At 60.6% G+C, this 22,017-nt stretch carries 19 protein-coding genes; 7 read left to right on the forward strand and 12 right to left on the reverse strand.

The window, feature by feature from the left end; translation table 11 throughout:
• Window positions 1–8: 8 nt before the first annotated feature.
• The 3 genes from hemG to GSQ80_RS11560 all read right to left on the reverse strand — a co-directional run bounded on the left by hemG (window position 9) and on the right by GSQ80_RS11560 (window position 4,788).
• Complete coding sequence (gene hemG, locus GSQ80_RS11550; protein ID WP_158787781.1) at window positions 9–1,448, reverse strand: protoporphyrinogen oxidase; 1,440 nt, start codon at window positions 1,446–1,448, stop codon at window positions 9–11.
• A 320-nt stretch (window positions 1,449–1,768) separates the two neighbouring features.
• Window positions 1,769–3,310, reverse strand: a complete 1,542-nt coding sequence (locus GSQ80_RS11555) for an acetyl-CoA hydrolase/transferase family protein (RefSeq protein ID WP_216850288.1) — start codon at window positions 3,308–3,310, stop codon at window positions 1,769–1,771.
• 158 nt (window positions 3,311–3,468) lie between these two features.
• Window positions 3,469–4,788 carry a citrate synthase gene (locus GSQ80_RS11560; protein WP_158787782.1) on the reverse strand — a complete coding sequence of 440 codons (1,320 nt, stop codon included), beginning with the start codon at window positions 4,786–4,788 and terminating at the stop codon, window positions 3,469–3,471.
• 288 nt (window positions 4,789–5,076) lie between these two features.
• Here GSQ80_RS11560 and fumC point away from each other — a divergent pair, with 288 nt between their 5' ends.
• The 3 genes from fumC (at window position 5,077) to GSQ80_RS11575 (ending at window position 10,387) form a co-directional block, all read left to right on the forward strand.
• On the forward strand, window positions 5,077–6,486 hold the full coding sequence (gene fumC, locus GSQ80_RS11565) for a class II fumarate hydratase (RefSeq protein WP_158787783.1): 1,410 nt from the start codon (window positions 5,077–5,079) through the stop codon (window positions 6,484–6,486).
• Window positions 6,487–6,638: 152 nt separating this feature from the next.
• The gene (locus tag GSQ80_RS11570) at window positions 6,639–7,829 is read left to right on the forward strand and encodes an alpha/beta hydrolase (RefSeq protein ID WP_158787784.1); all 1,191 of its coding nucleotides are present in this window, start codon (window positions 6,639–6,641) and stop codon (window positions 7,827–7,829) included.
• A 101-nt stretch (window positions 7,830–7,930) separates the two neighbouring features.
• The gene (locus GSQ80_RS11575; protein WP_158787785.1) at window positions 7,931–10,387 is read left to right on the forward strand and encodes a bifunctional (p)ppGpp synthetase/guanosine-3',5'-bis(diphosphate) 3'-pyrophosphohydrolase; all 2,457 of its coding nucleotides are present in this window, start codon (window positions 7,931–7,933) and stop codon (window positions 10,385–10,387) included.
• Window positions 10,388–10,412: 25 nt separating this feature from the next.
• Here GSQ80_RS11575 and GSQ80_RS11580 read toward each other — a convergent pair whose 3' ends face one another.
• Window positions 10,413–10,805: a LysM peptidoglycan-binding domain-containing protein gene (locus tag GSQ80_RS11580; protein WP_158787786.1), complete on the reverse strand. Its 393-nt coding sequence runs from the start codon at window positions 10,803–10,805 to the stop codon at window positions 10,413–10,415.
• 167 nt (window positions 10,806–10,972) lie between these two features.
• The gene (locus GSQ80_RS11585; protein WP_158787787.1) at window positions 10,973–12,211 is read right to left on the reverse strand and encodes a glycine C-acetyltransferase; all 1,239 of its coding nucleotides are present in this window, start codon (window positions 12,209–12,211) and stop codon (window positions 10,973–10,975) included.
• 130 nt (window positions 12,212–12,341) lie between these two features.
• Between GSQ80_RS11585 and GSQ80_RS11590 the strand changes: the two genes are divergently transcribed.
• Together GSQ80_RS11590 and GSQ80_RS11595 are read left to right on the forward strand one after the other, a co-directional pair.
• On the forward strand, window positions 12,342–13,259 hold the full coding sequence (locus GSQ80_RS11590; protein ID WP_158787788.1) for a hypothetical protein: 918 nt from the start codon (window positions 12,342–12,344) through the stop codon (window positions 13,257–13,259).
• A 128-nt stretch (window positions 13,260–13,387) separates the two neighbouring features.
• A complete protein-coding gene (locus tag GSQ80_RS11595) occupies window positions 13,388–14,584 on the forward strand; it encodes a VWA domain-containing protein (protein WP_254059593.1) in 1,197 nt (398 codons plus the stop codon).
• Window positions 14,585–14,596: 12 nt separating this feature from the next.
• Here GSQ80_RS11595 and GSQ80_RS11600 read toward each other — a convergent pair whose 3' ends face one another.
• The 3 genes from GSQ80_RS11600 to GSQ80_RS11610 form a co-directional block, all read right to left on the reverse strand.
• Window positions 14,597–14,974 (reverse strand): RNA-binding S4 domain-containing protein, encoded by a 378-nt coding sequence (locus tag GSQ80_RS11600; protein ID WP_158787789.1) that lies wholly within the window; start codon window positions 14,972–14,974, stop codon window positions 14,597–14,599.
• Entirely contained in the window at window positions 14,971–15,957 is a 987-nt protein-coding gene (gene miaA, locus GSQ80_RS11605; RefSeq protein WP_254059594.1) for a tRNA (adenosine(37)-N6)-dimethylallyltransferase MiaA, read from the reverse strand. Before miaA ends, GSQ80_RS11600 begins: the two co-directional genes overlap by 4 nt.
• A 226-nt stretch (window positions 15,958–16,183) precedes the next feature.
• Window positions 16,184–17,350, reverse strand: a complete 1,167-nt coding sequence (locus GSQ80_RS11610; RefSeq protein ID WP_254059595.1) for a TonB family protein — start codon at window positions 17,348–17,350, stop codon at window positions 16,184–16,186.
• A gap of 137 nt (window positions 17,351–17,487) precedes the next feature.
• On the opposite strand from GSQ80_RS11610, the gene GSQ80_RS11615 reads away from it, so the two are divergent.
• Together GSQ80_RS11615 and GSQ80_RS11620 are read left to right on the forward strand one after the other, a co-directional pair.
• Entirely contained in the window at window positions 17,488–17,997 is a 510-nt protein-coding gene (locus GSQ80_RS11615; protein ID WP_158787790.1) for a molybdenum cofactor biosynthesis protein B, read from the forward strand.
• 33 nt (window positions 17,998–18,030) lie between these two features.
• Window positions 18,031–18,687: a YqaA family protein gene (locus GSQ80_RS11620; protein ID WP_158787791.1), complete on the forward strand. Its 657-nt coding sequence runs from the start codon at window positions 18,031–18,033 to the stop codon at window positions 18,685–18,687.
• A gap of 72 nt (window positions 18,688–18,759) precedes the next feature.
• On the opposite strand, the gene GSQ80_RS11625 is transcribed toward GSQ80_RS11620, so the two are convergent.
• The 4 genes from GSQ80_RS11625 to GSQ80_RS11640 all read right to left on the reverse strand — a co-directional run bounded on the left by GSQ80_RS11625 (window position 18,760) and on the right by GSQ80_RS11640 (window position 21,907).
• Window positions 18,760–19,317 (reverse strand): DUF6580 family putative transport protein, encoded by a 558-nt coding sequence (locus GSQ80_RS11625; RefSeq protein ID WP_158787792.1) that lies wholly within the window; start codon window positions 19,315–19,317, stop codon window positions 18,760–18,762.
• A gap of 144 nt (window positions 19,318–19,461) precedes the next feature.
• The gene (locus GSQ80_RS11630; protein WP_158787793.1) at window positions 19,462–20,652 is read right to left on the reverse strand and encodes a metal-dependent hydrolase; all 1,191 of its coding nucleotides are present in this window, start codon (window positions 20,650–20,652) and stop codon (window positions 19,462–19,464) included.
• Between the two features lie 6 nt (window positions 20,653–20,658).
• Window positions 20,659–21,630: a hypothetical protein gene (locus GSQ80_RS11635; protein WP_158787794.1), complete on the reverse strand. Its 972-nt coding sequence runs from the start codon at window positions 21,628–21,630 to the stop codon at window positions 20,659–20,661.
• A 94-nt stretch (window positions 21,631–21,724) separates the two neighbouring features.
• Window positions 21,725–21,907, reverse strand: coding sequence for a hypothetical protein (locus GSQ80_RS11640; RefSeq protein WP_158787795.1), 183 nt, complete (start codon window positions 21,905–21,907; stop codon window positions 21,725–21,727).
• Between the last annotated feature and the right edge of the window lie 110 nt (window positions 21,908–22,017).

The raw sequence follows: 22,017 nt of genomic DNA on the forward strand, positions 1-22,017 counted from the left end.
TGGATCTCCTAGGTGGCAACGAAAGCAGGCGCTGCGTGGGAGATCGCAGGGTTTGAAGAAGTTTGGCGCGGGACGATCTTTGCGGCAGTGTCGACGCCGCTCTGGATGCAGTCGGGGATGCCCGAGCCGCGGTAGGCCGCGCCGGCGAGGTAGAGGCCGGGATGCGCGGATACGAGCTGATCGATTTCCTTGATGAGCGCGCCGTGGCCGACGTTGTATTGCGGGTTCGATTTCGTCCAGCGGTAGGCGCGGGCGAGCACAGGCGTTGCGGTGATACCCATGATGTCGCGGAGTTCGTTGCGCGCGATGTCGATGAGGGTAGCTTCATCTTGCTCGGCGAGGTCTTCCGCGAAGGCGCCCCCGATGAAGACGCGCATGAGGACGAAGTCGTCGGGTGCGCGATGGCTGAACTTGGTCGATGACCAGGAGCAGGCGTTAATCTTGCGGCCTTCGGCGGCGGGCACGATGAAGCCGAAACCGTTGAGGTCGCAGGTGATTTCGCTGCGGCGGAAGGCGAGCGAGACTGTGGAGGTCGAGACGTAACGGATGCGACGCAGCTTTTCGGCGAGAGCGGGAGTGAGCTGCTGCAGTATCTCGGCGGTTACGTAGGCAGGCGTGGTGAAGACGACGTTGTCCGCGATCAGCGAGGTTCCGTCGGCCAGGCTGATCCTGTACTGGCCGCCGGCCGCCGCTACGGATTGCACGCGGGTGTTGAGCTTGACCTGCTGCGGGTTGAGGCGCGCGGCGATGGCGTTGGGCAGTTGCTGCAGGCCGCCGGAGAGCGTGGTGAACATGGACGGACGCGGACCTGTGGTCAGCTGGGCTGCTTGAGCCTTTTTGCGTTTCATCATTCCTAGCACCAGGCTGCGATGAGTCTTTTCCATGTCGGTAAACATGGGGAAGGTGCTGCGCAGGCTGAGGGCTTCGGGGTCGCCAGCGTGGATGCCGGCCATCAGCGGGCCAGCGATTTTCGCGAGCAGCTCAGAGCCCATGCGGCGGCGGACGAAGCTGCCCAGGCTTTCGTCGGCGACGGTGGTGTTGCGGCCGATGAAGATCTCAAGGCCCATGCGCAGCTTGCCGGGCCAGGAGATTAGCTCCGAGCGCAGGATGGGAAGGATCATCGTCGGCGCCATGAGCATCATGCCCTCGGGCATGGGGTGGAGCTTGCCCTTGCTCAAGACGTAGGTGGAGGGAGTCGCGGTATGGTTGGAGCCGATGAGCTGATCGCCGAGGCCTAGCTCGCGGCAGAGGTCGAGCGCCGCGCGCTTTTGGGTGAGGAACGAATCGGGACCACCTTCGATGAGGAAGCCCTCGCCGGCGTAGGTGACGATTTTTCCGCCGAGGTGGTCGGAGGCCTCGATCAGCAGATAGTCGGCTTCAGATTTTTGAAGGGCGTAGGCCGCCGCGAGGCCAGAGATCCCACCACCGATGACGATAGTTTTTGGCATCACGCTGTCAGCTTTCGGTCAGCATTGCTACGCATTGTTACCCCTGGGAGAGGGCTCCTTGTTTGAGAGCCCGCGAGTTCGTCATCGCCCTTAAGGTTAGCGGCGGTTGAACGGTCGCACCGTGACTTGAATCACAATGCTGTTGCGGCGAGGATGCACTATCGACGGAAATTCGCCGCGATATTGCGAAACCGCCGCTTGATTCGACCTTAAACTCATTGGCTGTGAGGGTCAAGGAAGGGATCACACAACGACGCAGCAGGAGCTCGATGGCGACTGCTGCGTTCGTTGGAAGCTGCTTTTCTGGGAGGTTTCAGTTGTTACTGTGGCAGCATGCTCCCCGTCTTCAGGAAGCGGCTGTGCCAGGATAACGACTCGTCGAGAAGATGGGGAGTGTGCTTGCCGGGCGCCAGCTTTTCCGCGCGATCGAGGTAATCGCGCAGCGCGGGACGGAAGTCGGGGTGCGAGCAGTTTTCGATGATGAGGCGCGCACGCTTCTTCGGGGAAAGTCCGCGTAGATCCGCCAGCCCCTGATCGGTGACCATAACCTGTAGGTCGTGCTCGGTGTGGTCGACGTGCGAGACCATGGGGACGATGGTGGAGATGTTGCCCTTGGCGGCAGTGGAGGGCGCCATCATGAAGGAGAGGTAACCGTTGCGGGTGAAGTCTCCCGAGCCGCCAATGCCGTTCTGCATGCTCGAGCCCATGATGTGGGTGGAATTTACGTTGCCGTAGATATCGCCTTCGATCATCGCGTTCATGGCGATGACGCCGATCCGGCGGATGATCTCGGGGTTATTGGAGATCTCCTGCTGGCGGATGACGACCTGGTTGCGGTAGCTGCCAATCTTCGGCATGATGTTTGCGATGCCGTCGGGGCTGAGCGAAAAGGCCGTCGCGGAGAGGCTGCAGATCTTGCCCTTGTCGAGCAGCTGAACCATACCGTCCTGGATGACTTCGGTGTAGGCCGTCATGCCTTCGAAGGGCGCATCTTCGAGGCCGAAGAGCACAGCGTTGGCTATGTTTCCGACGCCGGATTGCAGCGGGAACAAGGTCGAGGGTAGGCGGCCTTTCTTAACTTCCCACTCGAGGAAGTTAATGATGTTGGCCGCGATCTTGCGCGAGGCTTCGTCGGGTGCCTTGAATGGGCTTGCACGGTCTCCGATGTCGGTCGAGACGACCGCGATCACCTTCTCCATCGGCACCTTGAGGTAGGGAGTGCCGATGCGCTGGTCGGACCGGAGCAGCGGGATGGGCTGGCGATTCGGCGGGAGGCCCAGGCCATAGTAGATGTCGTGCATGCCCTCAAGTTCGAGAGGCTGCGCCGAGTTCACTTCGAGGATCACCTTGTCCGCGCGGTTGATCCAGGTGGTGTTGTTGCCCATCGAGGAGCTGGGAACGATGCGCCCGTCTTCGAGGATTGCTGTGACCTCGATGATGGCCACATCCATCTTGCCGAGGAAGCCGTAGTCGACCAGCTGCGCGACGTGACTGAGATGGATGTCCATGTAGTCGGTCTCGCCCCCGTTGATGCGCTTGCGCATCTCGGGATCGCCGCTATAGGGGAGGCGCAGATTGACGCCATCGGCCTTGGCGAGCGCGCCGTCCAGCTCCGGGCCGGTGGAAGCACCGGTGAAGACACTGACCTTGAAACTCTCACCCTTCTCATGCGCGGCTACGATTCGCTTCGCGAGGGCGGTCGGAACGGCCTTCGGATATCCGGAGCCGGTAAAGCCGCTCATGCCAAGGATGGATCCAGGCTGGATCAGCGCTGCTGCTTCGTCGGCGCTCATCGTGCGCTGAGCGAGAGCGGGATTCAAAATTCTGGAGCTCGTGGGGATGGTGGAGCTTGTGGAGGCCATTGAAATTTATACCTTCCCTTTTCATATCGTTATCTTTGCCGGGCTCGATCGGGATGAGTCTCGCACGCCTCGGGAACTCCTCATCGCCCGCCATGAAGATTCATGCGCGGGTCGCACTGGGGGGCTCCGGCGGGCTGGATTTCCCGGCGTCGATTATTCTAGCGGGTGTAAGCCAGGGACTCTTCCGATGGAGCTCCATAAGTATAAGAATCAGGAAGCTTCCTTTGCTCGTAGCCGGTATAAATTTGCCGGGGGCGGGCGATTTTCTGCGCCGGATCGTTGATCAGCTCCTGCCATTGGGCCAGCCAGCCCACTGCACGCGGAATGGCGAACAGCACGGTAAACATCTGGGGCTCGAGGCCCATGGCCTCATAGATGATGCCGGAGTAGAAATCGACGTTAGGATACAGCTTGCGCGAGACGAAATAGTCGTCGGTGAGGGCGATCCGCTCCAGCTCCATGGCAAGATCGATCTTCTTGTTCCGGCCAGTAACCTCAAAGACTTCTTCTGCCGTCCGTTTGATGATGCGAGCGCGCGGGTCGTAGTTCTTGTACACGCGATGCCCAAAACCCATCAGCTTGTGCTTACCCTCTTTCACTCCCCTGATAAATTCAGGAATGTTTTCCTGGCTACCGATCTTGTCCAGCATCTTGAGTACTTCTTCATTGGCGCCGCCGTGCAGCGGGCCAGCCAGGGCGGCGGCCGCGCCGGCGATCGACAGGAACGGGTCCGCTTCCGAACTGCCTACCGCGCGCATCGCGTTGGTCGAACAGTTCTGCTCGTGGTCGATATGCAGAATGAACAGCACATCGAGGGCGCGCGCCAGCACCGGGTGCTTCAGGTGTTCGAGCGGGCTGCGGTCCCACAGCATGTGCATGAAGTTTTCCGCGTAGCCTAGCTTCGGCTCCGGAGAGATGTAATCGAGACCCTTGCTATGACGGTATCCATAGGCAGCGATGATGGGAATCTTCCCGATGATTCGGCGGATGCAGTGCATCTGCACCTCGGAATTGCGCACGTCTTTAGCGTCGGGATAGAAGGTGGAGAGCGCGGCCAGCGTGCTGACCAGCATGCCCATGGGGTGGGCGTCGTAGCGGAAGCCTTCCATGAACTTTTTGATGTTTTCGAAGATGCCCATGTGGATACGCAGGGCGGCCAGCCACTCAGTCTCCTGCTCAGGATCGGGGAGCTCGCCGTGGATGACGAGGTAGGCTACCTGCGGGAAGGTGCAGTGCTCGGCCAGGTCGGCGATGTCATAGCCGCGGTAGCGCAGAATTCCCTTGTCGCCATCGATGTAGGTGATCTTGCTCTCGCAGGAGGCGGTGTTCATGAAGGCAGGATCGTAGGACATCATCCCGAAGTCATCGGGAGCAACCTTGATCTTGCGCAGATCCATCGCGCGAATCGTGTCGTGCGTAACAGGAAACGTGTATTGCTCGCCGGTCCGGTTGTCGGTGACGGTGACGGTGTTCTCCATGGGTACTCCCTTTCGATGGGTCAACAATCCACTTCCGCGATTATCGTTGGCTGTGATGAATATCACAGGCCCGGCTAATAGCCTCAAGCCCCTGAAGTTACTGTATTCAAGGGAGACAGGGGATGGTAAGGGTGAAGCGCGGGGCTGAGCGATTACCGAAACGGGCGGGTTGAGGCCACGTCATTTGTACCTTGTAAAGTTGGAAGGAAGAGTAAAAAGGAATCTGCAGAGGATTCTGCGCAAGCGGAGCGAATTGGGGCGCATACCATCGTGAACAGGACAACCGAGATGATTGAAGAGAGCGTAAAAGGCGTACGTGTCGAGTCCGACAGCATGGGGCAGATCGACGTGCCGGCCGACCATTATTGGGGAGCGCAGACGGAGCGTTCGCTGCATCACTTCGCTATCGGCGACGATCGGATGCCGCTGGAGCTGATTCGCGCCTTCGCGATCCTGAAGAAGGCTGCGGCACTGGTGAACTTCGATCTCGGCAAGCTGCCGAAGGATACGATGCAGCTGATCGTGAGGGCCTCCGATGAGGTGATTGCCGGCGAGCATAACGGCGAATTTCCGCTGAGTATCTGGCAGACGGGGTCGGGCACGCAGACCAATATGAATGTGAATGAGGTGATCTCGAACCGTGCCATCGAGATCGCCGGCGGAGAGATGGGCAGCAAGAAGCCCGTGCATCCCAACGACCACGTCAATATGTCGCAGTCGTCGAATGACACCTTTCCGACCGCGATGTATATCGCCGCGGCAACGGCGGTGAAGGAGCGGCTGATCCCGGCAGTGCAGCATCTGCGGGCCGCGCTGGCAGCCAAGGCAAAGGTGTTTGAGCACATCGTCAAGATTGGTCGAACGCATCTGCAGGATGCTGTGCCGATGACGCTGGGGCAGGAGATTGGTGGATGGGCAAGCCTGCTGGAACGCGACATTGCGCGGATGGAATCCACGCTGGATGGTCTCTACGAGCTGGCGATTGGCGGAACGGCCGTCGGTACGGGGCTGAACACGCATCCGGAGTTCGCGGACCGCGCGGCGGCGAAGATTGCAGAGCTGACCGGGCTTCCCTTCCGCTCGCATCCGAATAAGTTTGCTGCTCTTTCGGCGCATGACGAGCTGGTGTTTGCCAGCGGCGCGCTAGTCACGCTCTCGGCATCCATGATGAAGATTGCCAACGATATTCGCTGGCTGAGCTCGGGACCTCGCTGCGGTATTGGCGAGCTGATCATCCCGGAGAACGAGCCGGGAAGCTCGATCATGCCCGGCAAGGTGAACCCCACGCAAAGCGAGGCGATGACCATGGTGGCGGTGCAGGTGCATGGCAACAACGCGGCGATTGCCTTTGCCGGCAGCCAGGGCAACTTTGAGCTCAACGTCTTCAAGCCGGTGATGATCTACAACTTTATGCACTCGGTGCGGCTGTTGACCGACACGTCGCACATGTTTGTCGAGTTCTGCGTTCAGGGCATGGATGCCAATCTCCAGCGCATTAATGAATATGTGGAGAAGTGCCTGATGCTGGTCACTGCGCTCAACCAGCACATTGGCTACGACAAGGCGGCCAAGCTGGCCAAGACGGCGCATCACAAGGGGCTGTCGCTGCGCGAGGCCAATCGCGAGCTCGGTTACCTGACCGAAGAGGAGTTCGATCGTTACATGCGGCCCGAGAAGATGACCAGCGCTGGAGGGTGATCGGGTCTAGCCATGCGAATGGTTCCCTGGCGGCCGCATCGTTACGACCATTTTTTCGATGCCCTCTCGCTGCATGACCTGTTGTCTATGCGAATTTTTAGCTTCCGCGGCGGACCGGCTGAAGCGGTCGCGCTAAAATGATCCAACCCCACATGCTCATGGCTGCACGACGACCCACACTCGCCGCCATCGCCCTCCCGGCAATTCTGCTGCTAGCGTCCGCGCCCGGGCTGGATGCTGCCGGGCCGCCTGCTACGCCGACGCCCAGCCATAACGAGGTGCTTCAGTCGCCAGCGGGCATCACCGAGGTCGGGCTGCTCAACGGCGCCTCCTATCGCATCGACATACCGCTGCACTGGAACCACTCGCTGGTGGTCTTCTATCACGGGTATGCGCTGCAGCCCGTCAGCTATCACATTGCCGCGCGACTGGCTGGCCAGGAGCAGCCGTTCTTCGAGCGGCATTATGCCGTCATTCAAAGCGCTTTCTCGAAGACCGGATGGGCGCTGGAGCAGGCCTATCCCGAGACCGATGCGTTGCGCCGCTACTTCATCAAGAAGTATGGCCAGCCCAACGAGACCTACGTCGCGGGCGGCTCCATGGGCGGCCAGTTGGTCGCGGTAACGCTGGAGCTCAATCCCAAGCCGTACCTGGGAGGGCTCGACCTGTGCGGCTCGGTCGGGCCAACGTATGTGAACTTCGATCACCGCTTCGCGATGCGCGCTGCGTTTGACTATTACTTTCCGGGGGTGATGCCGCCGCTGGTGCCTGTCCCGGCGAGTTTCGAGGACACGATCGCCGATCGGGACAAGGTGTTCGATGCGCTGCGTGCGGATCCTGCCGCCGCGACCGCTATGCGCAATCTGACCGGTCTGCACAACGACGCGAACCTTGCGCACGATATTGCGTACTGGACGTTCATCGTCAAAGACCTGCAACAGCGAGCGGGCGGCAACCCCTTTGACAACAGGAATTTTGTTTACAACGGCACCAGTCCGAGCAGTGCGGGCGACGATTTCGAGCTAAATGAGAAGGTGAGACGCTACACCGCGTCCCCCCAGGCGCGCGCCTACATGTTGCACCATTACACACCGACCGGCCGGCTGGGCCGCCCCATGCTCGCCCTGCACACGATCTACGATCCCATCGTGCAGCTGAGCCAGCTCGAGTTGTATGAGGACGAGGTCCAGGTTGCGGGGGCAGAACAGAATCTGGTGCAACAGGTCGTCGACCGGGAGGGTCACTGCGACTTCACCCAGGACGAGATCGGCGATGCCTTCGATGCGATGGTCCGCTGGGCAAAGGGCGGGCCGCGGCCTGTACCCGGGGTGATTAAACCCTGAGGCTGCGGGCTCAATACGTGGCGTCCTGCCGCTGCCAGAGCCTACGTTACGCTCGCGTTACCTCTTCACGACAGCCCTGCACGCGGCCCGTATAATAGAGTATGGAATTTGTGCGGCCGGAGACTTCGGACTCCAGCGCTCCTGAATCTAGCGCGCCCGCTTCCTCCGGCGCGACCCAAACCAGCGAAACAGGCATCGAGCTCGAAGCAGCGCTCCCCGCCATTCCGCATACTCAGAGTGTGTCCAAGGCCTCCGCCGCAGTGGATGGACCCGCCGGCAAGCTTGCGCCGGTGTTTCCAAAGGCGCCGCCCACTGGTCTAATTCCCTCATCCGACCGCGCGGATTTGGAGGCGCGATTCGAGCATCTGATCGAGACGGTTAAAGCTAATCGCCCGGCCGACGATCTCGACCTCATCCGCTCTGCCTGGGCCTTTTCCATCCAGAAACACGAAGGGCAGCGCCGTGCATCGGGCGAGGCCTACATTGGCCATCCGCTGGAGGTCGCGCAGGTACTTGCCGAGCTGAAGATGGACGCGACGGCCATCGCCGCCGGCCTCTTGCACGATGCCGTGGAAGACACCGATGTTACCGCCAGCGATATCGCCAAACGCTTCGGCGAGCAGGTCGCGCACATCGTTGAGGGCGTCACCAAGCTCGACAAGATCAAGTTTGCGAATCGCGAAGACCACCAAGCCGAGAACATCCGCAAGATGCTTCTGGCAATGGTCACGGACCTGCGCGTGGTCATCATCAAGCTCGCTGACCGCCTGCATAACATGCGCACACTCGAGCACCTGAACCCTGAGAAGCAGCGCCGCATCGCTCGCGAAACGCTCGATGTGTATGCGCCGCTGGCACATCGTCTCGGCATGGGTAAGCTGCGCGGCGAGCTCGAAGACCTGGCGTTCCGCTACATCGATCCCTTCACGTACACGCAACTCTCGTCCGAAGTCGATTCTCTGCGCGGCGAGGGCGAAGCGTTTTTGCAGCGCATCGTCAGCACACTCGAGACGAAGTTTAAAGAAGTTGGCGTCACCGCGCGGGTCGAGTCGCGCATCAAGCGGCTCTTTTCTATTCAGCAGAAACTCATCGCCCACAGCATTCCCGTGGAGCAGGTCTACGATCTCTTTGCCGTTCGCGTGATCACCGAAACCGAGTCCGACTGCTACGCCGTACTCGGCCTGTTGCACAGCATGTGGCGTCCTGTGCCGGGCCGCTTCAAAGACTTCATCGCGATGCCGCGGCCTAACCTTTACCAGTCGCTGCACACTACTCTGATCGCCGAGGGCGGACACCAGTTTGAGGTGCAGATCCGCACCGAGGACATGCACCGCGTCGCCGAAGAAGGCATCGCCGCGCACTGGAAGTACAAGGCTACCGACAACGTCAGCGCAAAGGACGAGCAACGCCTGGCGTGGGTTCGTCAGCTGATGGAATGGCAGCGCGAGATGAGCGACCCCAACGAGTTCATGTCGACGCTGCGCATCGACTTGTATCCCGAGGAGGTCTACACCTTCACGCCTAAGGGCAAAGTGATCGTGCTGCCCAAGGACGCGAGCCCGATCGACTTCGCGTATGCGATTCACACGGACGTCGGCCATGCCACTATCGGCGCCAAGGTCAATGGCCGTATCGTCCCGCTGCGTACGCGGCTGCGCAATGGCGATATCGTCGAGGTCACCACGCAGGCCGGCCATGCGCCTTCGCGCGATTGGCTGAGCTTTACGAAGAGTTCGCGCGCGCGCAACAAGATCAAGCACTGGTTGAATGAGAATCAGCGCGCACGTGCCGTTGAGATTGGCAACAAGCTGCTGCAGCGTGAGGCTCGCAAGTACAAGCTCTCGTTGGAGAAATTCAAGAACCCGGACTACGAGCGCATCGCCTCGGAATACGGTCTGAGCTCCGTGGACGATTTGCTTGCTGGCATCGGCTTCGGAAAATATTCTGCGCGACAGGTGCTGAACAAACTTGAGCCCGGCAGCACGATGCCTGCAGAGAATACGAGCACCGAATCCGGCACGACCGGCAACACGCTCGCGCACATGTCGGAGGCGGTCAAGCGCGTCTTCTTCGGCAAAGGCTCGGACTCGCTGCAGGTGGAAGGCCAGGACGATCTGCTGGTCTATCGCGCCCGATGTTGTAACCCGATTCGTGGCGAAGAAATTATTGGCTACGTGACGCGCGGCAAGGGTGTCGCGGTGCACGCCCGCAGCTGCCCCAATGTGCAGAACCTGCTCTACGAGGCCGATCGCCGCATTGATGTGGCCTGGGCTGAGAGTCCCAGCAACGCCTCACCTGGCGCTCCTAAGCCCACTACGTATCCGGTCAAGCTGGTGATTCTCGTCGACGATCGCTCCGGCCTGCTCAAGGAATTCGCCGCCATCATCTCCGAAGACGGCACCAACATCAAATCCGTTGAGACTCGCCCGGCTGACGACGAAGCCGTGTACGTCGACTTCGTCATCGAGACGCTTGACCTGCGACACCTTACGCGCCTCACGCAAAATTTGCGCAAGGTGCCGGGCGTGCGCGACGTTCATCGCGTGCAGAAGGTTTAGCCAGCGATTCGATTTCGTCGAGAACCTACGACAGGACGGGCACGTTGATCTGCTGTCCTACCTTGACTAGATCCGGATTGCTGATGCTGTTCGCCGAGGCAATCTCCGTGTAGTGATTCGGGTTGCCGTAGAACAGCTTGCTCACCTTGCTCAGGTTGTCGCCAGGCTTGATCGTGTAAGGCTGCTCCGCCCCTCCGGTCGTCGCGATCTCGTGCTCCAAATCGCTGTAAGTCGGGTCGACTTGCTTGATCACATCCCATACGCGATTGGCAATCACTGTCGACGGAACCTCACCCTTGATGTGCAGCTTTTCGCCATCAAGATCGACGGAGTCCACCTTGGCTCCATACTCTGAAAAGCTATTGAGTGTATCCAGCACGGGCGCATACTTTTGTTTCAGTGCATTCAGGTCAGCCATAACGATCCGTCCCTCCATGGACTTTCTAGCTCACCAGATGCCGTTTTCACGTCTCGAGGATGCTAATTCTCCAACAAAAACTTCATCGCTTTCTTCAAGGAACCCTCATCGCCGCGCAGACAGTGGCGGTCTTCGACGTAAATGCTTCTCACCGCAGCGGATGTTGCCTAGGACAACAACTCCATCCGCTTCGCTGTCCCTGTCAAAACTTCCAGCGCCTTATCGATCTGCGATTGCGTGTGTTCGCTGGTCATGATGCAGCGCACGCGCGCCTTGCCTTCGGGCACCGTTGGGAAAGCGATGCCGGTCGCCATCACACCCTGCTCGAAGATTGCACGGCTGAACTCCATCGTCTTTCGGCCATCACCAATGATGATGGGCGTGATCGGGGTCTCGCTTTTCGGAGTCGTCCGACCGCCGATGTCGAAACCGGCGTGAGTCAATTGCTCCTGGAAATAACGGGTGTTCGACCATAGCCGCTCGATACGGTCTGGCTCGTTCTCGAGGATGTCGAAGGCAGCGATGCAGCTAGCGGCGACGCTGGGCGGATGCGAGGTGGAGAACAGAAACGGCCGCGCGCGATGGTAGAGATAGTCGATGAGATCGCGCGAGCCGCACACATAGCCACCCAGCGCGCCGATCGCCTTGGAAAGCGTGCCGACCTGCACATCCACGCGCTGCGTGCAGCCAAAGTGATCCACACTGCCGCGGCCGTTACGCCCCAGCACACCGCTGGCGTGCGCGTCGTCCACCATCATGATCGCGCCATACTTCTCGCAAAGATACGCCAGCGAACCGACCGGCCCAATGTCGCCATCCATCGAGAACACGCCATCGGTAATCACGAGCTTGTGTCCGGGCTCGTTTTGAATCTCCTTCAGCAACTCCTCCGCGTGCTCGACATCCTTGTGGCGAAAGACCTTGATCTTGGCGCGCGAGAGCCGCGCTCCATCGATGATGCTGGCGTGGTTCAGTTCGTCGGAGAGAATGAAATCTTCTTTGCCCAGGATGCTCGACACGGTTCCAGCATTCGCCGTGAACCCTGATTGAAATACGACGCACGCTTCCACGCCCTTGAAGTGCGCAATCTTTTCCTCGAGCTCCATGTGAATACGCATGGTGCCAGCAATGGTGCGAACGGCGCCTGAGCCAACACCGTACTTCTCGATCGCAGCCGTCGCGGCTTCACGCAGCTTGGGGTGATCGCAAAGGCCAAGGTAGTTGTTGGAGGCGAGATTGATCACCTCGCGGCCATCGTAGTGGCACACCGGAGCCTGCGCGTCGTCGAGCACACGCAGTTTGAAATAGGTGCCTTGAATCCGCAGGGCTTCTAACTGCGCGCTTAGGTGCGCCAACTGCGGGCGCTTCGACGATGTCTCTCCGAGAAGGGTTGTCGCGATACTCATAATGCTTCGATGTTAAACCTTTCTTCCGCTTTAGGCAGCACGCTCAGCGCCAAGGGGCATCTTACCTACCATGCAAGATCGTGGCGTTAGCCCTTCTTCGCAAGCCATGCGTGCGCATGGAAGGAGATCTATGACCATCCGTAGAACGTTTCACGTCATCCTCAGCGGTGCCGGAATTTTGACCCTCGCATTCCTCGCAGGCTGCGCCAACAAGGTAAACCGGGCGGTCGATCAGGCCAAGTCGCAGGCAACGACGACCAACACGCCGCAACAAGTCCAGTACGTTGATAGCGACGGCAACACGATCACCAAGACCGTACAGCCACCCGCAGCCCAAGGCCAGCAGGCCGCGGTATCGACGTTGACCACGCCACCGCCGCCGGGACCGAAGCCGCACAGCACGGACCCGGTGATCACGCCGTTAACCTCCGGCGCACAAGGCGCGCCGATGCAGGGACAGGATGCTCAGCCTATGGCGATGACGGGTGCCCCCACTGCACCGCAGCCGTCGCAACCGGGCCAGCCGCCTTCGGTCTCGGTTCAAGTTCCTGCGGGCACGGAGCTCGCCATTCGCATCGATCAGCGCATCAGCGTCAAAACCAGCCAGGCCGGTGACCATTTCAACGGCAACGTAGTTGAGCCAGTGTCGACCAACGGCACCGTGGTGATTCCGAACGGCACGCCCGTCAGCGGACGCGTCGTCGAAGCGCATCACAGTGGACACTTCCGCGGACGCTCGGTGCTCGAGTTGCGGCTGACGGCGATGACCCTCAACGGCTACGAATATCCTCTCGACACGCATGACAGCGTACGCAGCCAGAAGGGCAAGGGACGTCGCTCTGCAGGGATCATCGGTGGCATGACCGGCGCCGGCATGCTGATCGGTGGCCTCGCCACCGGCGGCGTCGGCCTGGCGATTGGAGCCGCGGCAGGCGCAGGCGGCGGCACCGCCATCGCAGGCGCTACCGGCAATCACAATCTCGACATCCCGGCCGAGTCGATCGTGCACTTCCGGCTGGCCGATCCGCTCATCGTGCAGAATCCATGAGTTTGCCCCACGTGCGCAAGACGGCTCATCTCGCGATGGGCCGTTTTGCTTTTCCTGCCTCGTACACTGCAACTTGCGCGTCCCTGGTTCGTCCAACCTTCCAGATAAGCGCACCCGCTACACTGAGGATGGAACTTCCGCTGCGCCCGCACACCATGAAGCCTGTCGCCACCATCCTCTGCTCCATTGCGCTGCTCGCCGCTGCGTTCTCGCACGCGCAGAACCCGGCACCCGGTACGCAGGCCCCCTCCGAAAACAATTCTCAGACGGCGTCGATCACGGTCAGATCTAACCTGGTCATCGTTCCCGCTCTGGTGCGAACCAAGTCTGGCGAGCTCGTCTACACGCTCAAGGCTGACGACTTCATTCTTACCGATAATGGCGTCGTCCAGAAGCTGCGGCTTGAGCAGGACACCGGCAGCGAGCCGCTGGCCATGGTCATCGTCGCGCAGACGGGTGGGGACGCCTCCGCGCATCTCGATCAGTACCAGCATCTCGGCCCCATGCTCGACAATATGCTCGGCGGCGTCGATCATCGCGTTGCCGTGGTTGGCTTCGACAGCAAGCCCATCCTGCTGCACGGCTTCACCTCCAACCTCGACTTCATCAGCCACTCGCTCGACATCCTGGAGCCGGGCGACAACCACGCAGCGGTGCTCGACGCCATCGTGTACGCGGTTAACCTGCTTCGCCAGCAACCCACCACTTACCGCCGCGCCATCCTTCTGCTCTCGCAGACCACGGATAACGGTAGCAACGTAGCGGAGCTGGACGCGCTGCATGCGATCAGCGACACCAACACGGTCATGTATAGCGTCGGGTTCCACACGACAGGAACAGACGAAGGAAAAGAAGCCGCGAAGTTCGGCTCTCCATACACGCCACCGCTTGAACCTGGCCCGCAGCATGGCTGCTTCAGTCGCGATCTCGGCACCGACGCTGACGGCAATCCGATTAAGCCGACGGAGAGCGCCGGCTCGCAGGACTTGAACTGTGTGGAGGAACTTTTACCTCCGCTGCGCCTCGCACATCTTGCCGAAATTGCCGCGCGCAATGCGCTGCGCCACGACATCTCGGAGTCGGTCGCGCATCTCACCGGTGGCGAATACTTCAAGTTCAAGAATACGAAGACGCTTGACCATGATCTGTTTACGATCGCCAACCACATTCCCAATCGCTATGTGCTGAGCTTCGTGCCGACGTCGCCCACCCCCGGCTTCCACTCCATCGTGCTCAAGTTGCACGACGAGTCGAAGCTCTCCGTCGAAGCGCGAAATGGCTACTGGGTGAATGCAGACGACGGCTCGTCCGCGCCGCAACCCTGAGTCGCTTGAACTTCACTCCCCGGAAAATTTATGGATCAGGCGCCGATCGCGCTTGGTTGGCCGACGAGATGGCGCTGGCTGGGACGCAAACATCGCCTTGCGCTCGTCGGCAGCCTTCGCCCGCGCCTGCTTGCTGTCTTCGGTTTCCCGATAGAGAGCTTGTGCAACCGCCGCGGGACCGCGCACCTCGCTAAGCGTCAGGACCTCGATGACGAAGTCGCCGGCCTCGTTGCGCACCTGCAGCACGTCACCCACGCGCACCTCACGCGCTGCCTTGGCGAGAATTCCATTCGACTGTACGCGCCCCAGCTCGCATGCCTTCGACGCCAGCGCACGCGTCTTGAAGAATCGCGCCGCCCACAACCATTTGTCGATGCGTACACCGTTCACTGCAGCTTCCCTCCTTCAATCAGGCTTCGGGACCACTGCAGCGCTTCCTCCTGCACGGCAGCCTCATCGCCAAAACCCTCGAGCCAGCGCATCGCTTCCACTCTACGAAACCACGTACCCTGCCGCTTCGCGTAGTTGCGATGTCCCTGCTGTGCCGCCGCGATGGCTGCATCGAGTGTGCTCTCGCCGCGCAGGACTTGCATTGCCTGGGCGTATCCCAGTGCGGCCAGCGAGCGACAGGTATCGCCATATCGTTCCCGCAGCATCTCTGTTTCTGCCAGCAATCCGCGCTCGAACATCGCTGCCGCACGATCGTTGATGCGGGCGTAGAGTTTCTCCCGAATAGTCTTCGACGTGATCGGTGCGAGGCCCATCTGCAGCACGCGATAGCCGTGCAATGCATCACGCCCCGCCTGCCATTGCTCGGTCTGCGGCTGACGCGCGGCCAGCGTTACCTCGATGCTGCGCATCAGCTTCGGCACATCGTTCGGATGGATAAGCATAGCTGCCTGGGAGTCGAGTCGCTGCAATATGCGATGCAGCCATACGGATCCACGCTGCTTGGCGCGCATACGCAGCCGATCGCGCAACGCGTCGTTTCGCTTCGGCGCCGGGGCTAAACCTTCCAGCAGCGCACGCAGATACAGCCCTGTCCCACCGGCGACGATTGGAATCCGACCACGTGCGCGAATGCCTGCGATAGCCTCGCGTGCAGCTCGCGCATAATCTCCCGCGGTGCAGGCTTCATCAGGCCAGTAGAGATCGATGCAATGATGCGGAACGCGCTGCCGCTCCGCAAGCGTTGGCTTTGCCGTGCCAATCTCCATGAGCCGATACACCGCAACCGAGTCGCAGCTGACGATCTCGCCGCCGAGCTCTTCGGCCAGGCGCAGCGCCAACGCAGTCTTTCCGCTCGCGGTCGGGCCGGCCACCACCAGCAGCGGATACTCGTTCTCTCCGCGCGCCTCCACTAGGGTCGCCACCAGCCATGGAAGAACACGCGGTCCAGGCCCGCGCGTGCCATGCTTCCGACCAGCAACACGACAGCTAGGAGGATCAGACCGCGCACCACGCTACGGCGCTCAGTCTTTTCCCGTTCGCTTCGATAGCGCGCAAATGCCTGGCGATCCCGCTCGAACGCGGGCGTCAATGCGGGTAACTGGGGAGGTGCTGCACGGTGCTCGTCTACACGCTCGGAACCGTGCATCGTCACTGCTCCGTATCTTGATTAACCAGGTAATGAATGCGCAGCTCGAGGTTGGGTCCGTGGAACTGCTTGGGCAGCGGCGGGAACTGCCCAACGCCGGTGATCGATCCCCAAGCCGCACGATTGAGAGCATCGTCATGGCTGGAGCCATCGAGGTGCATCGCCGCAATCGTTCCATCTGGATTGATCGTAAAGCGAATTTGCGATGTGCCTCGCTTGTTCAGCGGGGGACGCGCTTCTTCCGGCAGCAGCGGAATCCACTGCTGATAGATCAAGCGAATGATGCGCTGCAGATACGGCTGGAAATTCACGCCCTGCGTATCGGAGAGAATTTCAGCGCCGGACCCTACTCCCGTACCGCGGTTGCTGCCCTTGATCCCCACGCTACGATCGTCGCCCGCGCTTTGCGAGCCCTGCATCGCCTGCTGCATGTCGTCGTTGGCGGTCCGCCCGGTGTTGAAGTTCGGCCGGGTCGATGGCTGCGGCGTGGGTGCCTCCGGCTCTGCGGAACGGATTGCGGGCCGTGGCGCCGAGGGCAGCGGTAACGCGGGGGATGGAACCGGCGGGGTGGGCTGCGTCATCGCTGCCGGCGGAGTCTGCGAAGGTTCCGTGGGCGCGGGCGCCGCGGTTGGGACAGGTGCTGGCGGCGCCGCAGTGGGCGCCGGCGCCATCGCTTTCACCTTGGCGATGGTTCCCCGATCGATCTTCGGCGCTGGAGCGAATGCATGGTGCGGCAGAACCGGCGCATTTAATTGCACGACTTCCTGCTGATGCAGCGCGTCCGCCGGCGTGATCAGTTGCGGAGAGTGCCATAGATACTTCGGCCCATAGAACAGGACCCAGGCGATCGCGAGCCAGACAAACAGGGAAATATAGATGGACTCGCGGAACCGCCCGCGCGCCCGCTCATCTTCAATTGTGTCCAGCAGCTTGATGAGCTCATGCTCTTCCAGGTGACCGAACCGATTGGTACGGATCCGGACCGGCGCGGAGACGGTCTTGCTTGTCCCTTCGTGCGGGACCACCGACAACGGCGCGTGACCCTGCGGCGTCTCGGCAGACGGGGCGGACGTTTCGGGGGTCGGAGCCTGCGGGGCACCGGGAACTTGCGGTCCTTCAGGTTGCATCCCGGGATGCTCTGGATCGATCTGTGGGGGTGTTGTCGGCATTAGCTCGTTAGTCTGTGACGGATGTGCCCCAGTGAAGGTTGCGTTCGCAGGGACAAATCGCCAGACCAAAAAGACGCTGGCCTTCCTATTTTCTCATCTTCAGCCCGATTCCGCGCGCCCGCATCTATTCTTGATATATGTCGCACCCTGCACCGCTCGCCGGCCGCACCGCCGTTGTCCTGACCGTCAGCGACCGCTGCTTCGCCGGAACCCAAACAGACCTCTCCGGGCCAGCCATCGTCCGCATCCTGACCGCCGCCGGCGCCGAGATCGTCGAAGCCGTCACCCTCCCCGACGAGCTCGAGCGCCTCACCGCGGCACTCCGTGAAGCCGCCAACCACGCCAGCCTCGTGATTACCACCGGCGGCACGGGCCTCGCTCCCCGCGACATCACGCCCGAGGCGACGCTCGCGGTCTCCACGCGACTTGTTCCGGGCCTCGCCGAACTTATTCGCCAGGACGGCGCCCGCCAGACACCGTTTGCCGCTCTCGGCCGGGGCGTCTGCGTCACCTCCGCTAACTCCCTTATTCTCAACCTGCCCGGCAATCCCAGCGGCGCCGAAAGCTCCCTGCGCGCCGTGCTTCCCCTGCTTCCCCATGCCCTCGATCTGCTGGACGGACAAACCGAGCACCCAGCAAAGCGGTAGAACCACCCACTGCGGCGGTAGAATAAAGATTCCGTGAAACTTGGACCCATCGCTCTCCTGCATAAGTTTTCTGCCGTCCTTCTAACCGTCCTCAAGCCCCTTGGGATCTGGGGGGTTGGCGGCCTGGCTCTCATCGACTCCGCGCTCATTCCCATTCCCGTCTCCATGGACGGCGTCATTATCGGCTATGTCGCAGCCGATCATCATCGGTTCTTCGCGTACAGCCTCATGGCGGCGGCCGCTTCCACGATCGGCTCGCTGGTTCCCTTCTTTATCGGCCGCGCTGGCGGAGAGTTCTTCCTCCTCAAGCGCATTAATCGCGAGCGGTACGAGAATATTCGCGACCGCTTCGAGCGCCAGGAGTTCCTCGCCATCATGATTCCGGCGATGCTCCCGCCCCCAACCCCGCTGAAGCTCTTCGAGTTCTCCGCCGGCGTCTTCGAGATGAAGCTGGTTCCCTTCCTGCTGGCCATCTTCTGCGGGAAGCTCACCCAGTTCCTGGTCTGCTCGCTGCTCACCATCTGGTTCGGCCCCACGCTGGTGCACTCGCTGCGCCATGTCGTGCATGAACACCACAGCCTGGTGATTGCGATCGCGGTAGCCGGAGCCCTCTGGCTCGTCTTCTATGCCGTCCGCAAGATTTTCGATCGCCGCAAAGGCGTCTCGTTACCCAGCGAAGAAAATATTTAGCCCACACACGCGCACACAACAAAGGCCGCGCATCGAGCGCGGCCTTCGTCTTGCCACTCAAGTCTGTTGGCGCTAAATTGTCTCGGGCGTTGACCGCGTGCTCTCCACCAGCCGCTTCGCCAGTACAGGCAGACCGAAAAACGCCGTCGCAAATAATCCCGTTGACAGCAAGTCGTTGCCATAAAAGGGCAGAGCCGCAACATAGCATGCAGCCAACCCGCTCAAGGTATGCGGATACATCGCTGCCGCTCCGAACGATGCACTGTTCGCCCACATTGCGAAGTTGCTCAGCAGGAAGAAGCTCGTAGCCGACGCCAGCACACCGCCAGCAACGCGCAGCACTGTCACCTTGCGCAGAAGCGTGCTGCCAAGCAAACAAACCGCCGCATACCACGCCCACGTTACCAGGTACCCCCGCAGGTGAAACGCATAGCCGTACACCTTCGTCGTCAGGTAGACATCCATCAGCGCCATGACGGCGACGGCCAGCACGGTCTGCCAGCGTGGTCTCCGCGAGCCAAAAAACAGCAGCCCCGCGCCAACCGCCGTGAAGTTGAACGCCATATTGTGGAAGATGTGCGGCAGAAGGCGGCTCAACGCAGCGAGCACGAGTACGAGGATGGCAAGCATAATAGGTTGGCCTTCAAAATGGGGTTCGCGGCATGACTGCCGCTACTAAGATTGTAGCCTGTGTAGCGCGCTCCCTTGTCAAAAAGACTTTCACGCGATCAACAAACAAGCCGCCTAGCAATGGGCCGCATACCATGTCGCGATCTATGGCTCAACGTGGCCATCCATCGTCTGGAGCACCACGTGGTCGGCCGCGTCCAGCTCCACCGTCCCTGTCAGCGGCTGCCGTCCGGTCTCTCGCAACCGACCACCGAGAAATCGCGGATCACGAAACGTAACCACGGTCGCTGCTGTACTTGGCTCTTCGCCGCCCGCCGCCAGTTCGCTGTCCGCCTTCGTCACCTCGACAAACGGCATCGGCGACCAGTCCATGTACACGCGCCCAAGCTTGTTCCGCTGCGCAGCCAGTACCGCGGCACTGCGTCCAGGCTTCGGATAGGTTGTTTCGCCGGTCGTCAGCGTTCCACCATAGGTGTCGATCTCCGCCAACCGATAGACCGGGCCGAAGTCCATCACGGCCGACCAGCGAAAGGGGCTCAACAGATCGGGGCTCGCCAAGGCTGCACGCGCCGGTAGGAAAGTCGGCACGTAGGCGCTGTCGGCGGCGGCCGCGTGCGTGGCATCCTGCGACTGCGAACCATCCGGCGGCGGCGTTGTGTCCGTCGCACTCTCGGGCGTCGGCGCAACCATGCTCTGCGCCATTGCCATCTGCACAGCGCGCTGATGCTCTACCGCGCGCAACCCCCACCATGCCACAATGCCCACCAGTGCGGCGATCGCCCAGCCTCTTCCCTTGAAGGGCTGTTTCTTCGCCCCAACTTCTGCGCCCACCAGGCCGAATATCCAAGGCAGAATCAGCGCGCCCAGCAACAGCGCAAGCATTAAAGGGTCAACGATGAACACAATCGACCCGGCATACCAGCGGTCGTTGAAGGGAAAGAACGGTCGCAGCCCATAGTTGTTGGTGTAGTCCAGTAGCAGATGGCTCAGCAGCGCGACCAGCGCCAGGCCGTACAACACACCCCAGCGTACAGGCGCAACGGTCAGCGGCTTTGTTCTGGAGCCCACGGGAGCTGCCGCGCGCCGTACCCGCCATCGATGCCACACATAAACCCCCGCAACAATCAGGGCCGCCTCGAAAGGCAGCCCCAGAAAGGTATGCGTGATGCCGCGATGATGCTGAAAGCCCTCGATCGGCCCGCGCAGACTCCACAAGGTGTCAATGTCGGGAAACTCGGCCGCCACAACCATGGTGAGCGTGGCATACGCCGCTCGTCGATTCAGCCCGGTTCGCGAAAGGCAGGCGCCGGTAAGCAGATGCGTTACCGGCTCCATGCGTTGTTACCGTTGCATAGCGATCGAGTGAATGCCCATGGCCTGCTGCGTCGCCTGCGCTGTCTCAACCTCGCGTTCGGCACGAGCCGTGCGCTCTTGCTCGATCTCACGTTCACGCGCGCGCTTCGAACCTGCCGTAAAGGCAGTCATCTCAGCAGGTGCCAGCATCTCCGGCTTGAACCCGGCGATGGCCACAAAACCCGGCTCGTCGCCCAGCGCCTCCGAGATGCGATTCCAAAGGAAGAACGGCGAGGTCGTCGGCAGCAGAATCATCTTGCGTTCCGGCTGCGGCAGGGCGAAGTACGTTCCCCACGTCAGCAGCGCAGCGCAACTGCCTAGCGTGCTAAAGACAAAGACCGGCGAATAGACGGTTGGCGCTCCGGCTACGGTCCATACGGACTCCACGAGCATTACCGTCGCGAAAACTCCAAGGCCCAGGCTCACACCAAAGATATGGCTCCTGTAGGTAAGACCCAGGTATCTCGTAGAAAAGCAGACGAACAGCAAGAGGCAAAGAGTCAAAACGCTTATGCCTTGCTGCATCTGGCTAGACAGTGTCGCCATGGTGTAAGAGCCTGCTGTGTGCGGCCCAAGTGCAAGGGCAACGGAAAGTGCGATGGAAACTCCAGCAACCCAGCGAAATACAATCTTGCCCGCGCGGTGCAATCCTTCCAACGGCTTCATGGCCTGACGGAAGACGCTGTAGATCACCAGCAACAACAAAGCATACTCGACAAAGGAGATCACCCAGTGCGAGTAGAAATAGATCTCGTAACCAAGAACCTTGGAGACTCCAAGATCCTTGCGGAAAAAAAGAATAGGGATCGAAATCACATCTTCAAAACAGCCAACAGCCAGAAGCGCCGCAAGGAAATGAAACTCGCGAAGCAAACGCTTGCGCGCCATCAGAACCAAAATCCCGGCACCAATAAAAAGGTCTGCGAAGATCGAGTATTCCAGAAGTAGTTTCGTATCCATGGCGAACGCCTCCGGTGCGCGATAAGAGTATCGTACACAGGAGGCGATGCGATTGCACCATTAATTTGCTAATTTTTAGGGTATTTAGCCCAGATTAGTCGAGGCCGCAGGTGCTGCCGGGCGAGCACATCGTCGTCGGCGTATGCACAACGCCGGGCTGCGCTACGAGGACCTTCGCCTGATTGTTGCGGGCGATCGAAGCCGAGTACATCGAGGAGGCGCTGAAACCGGCGACTGCGAGGGCGACGACGAAGGTGCGGATGGCGAGGTTCTTCATGAGGGTATTTCTCCTTGGCAGTAAATAAGTGATGAAAGATTTCTAAAGATTTCTCTGGACAACCAGATGAGAAGAACATAGAGTCATACAAACTGTAAGTCCATCTCTAT

The organism is Granulicella sp. L46, assembly GCF_009765785.1.
Taxonomy (GTDB): Bacteria; Acidobacteriota; Terriglobia; order Terriglobales; family Acidobacteriaceae; genus Granulicella.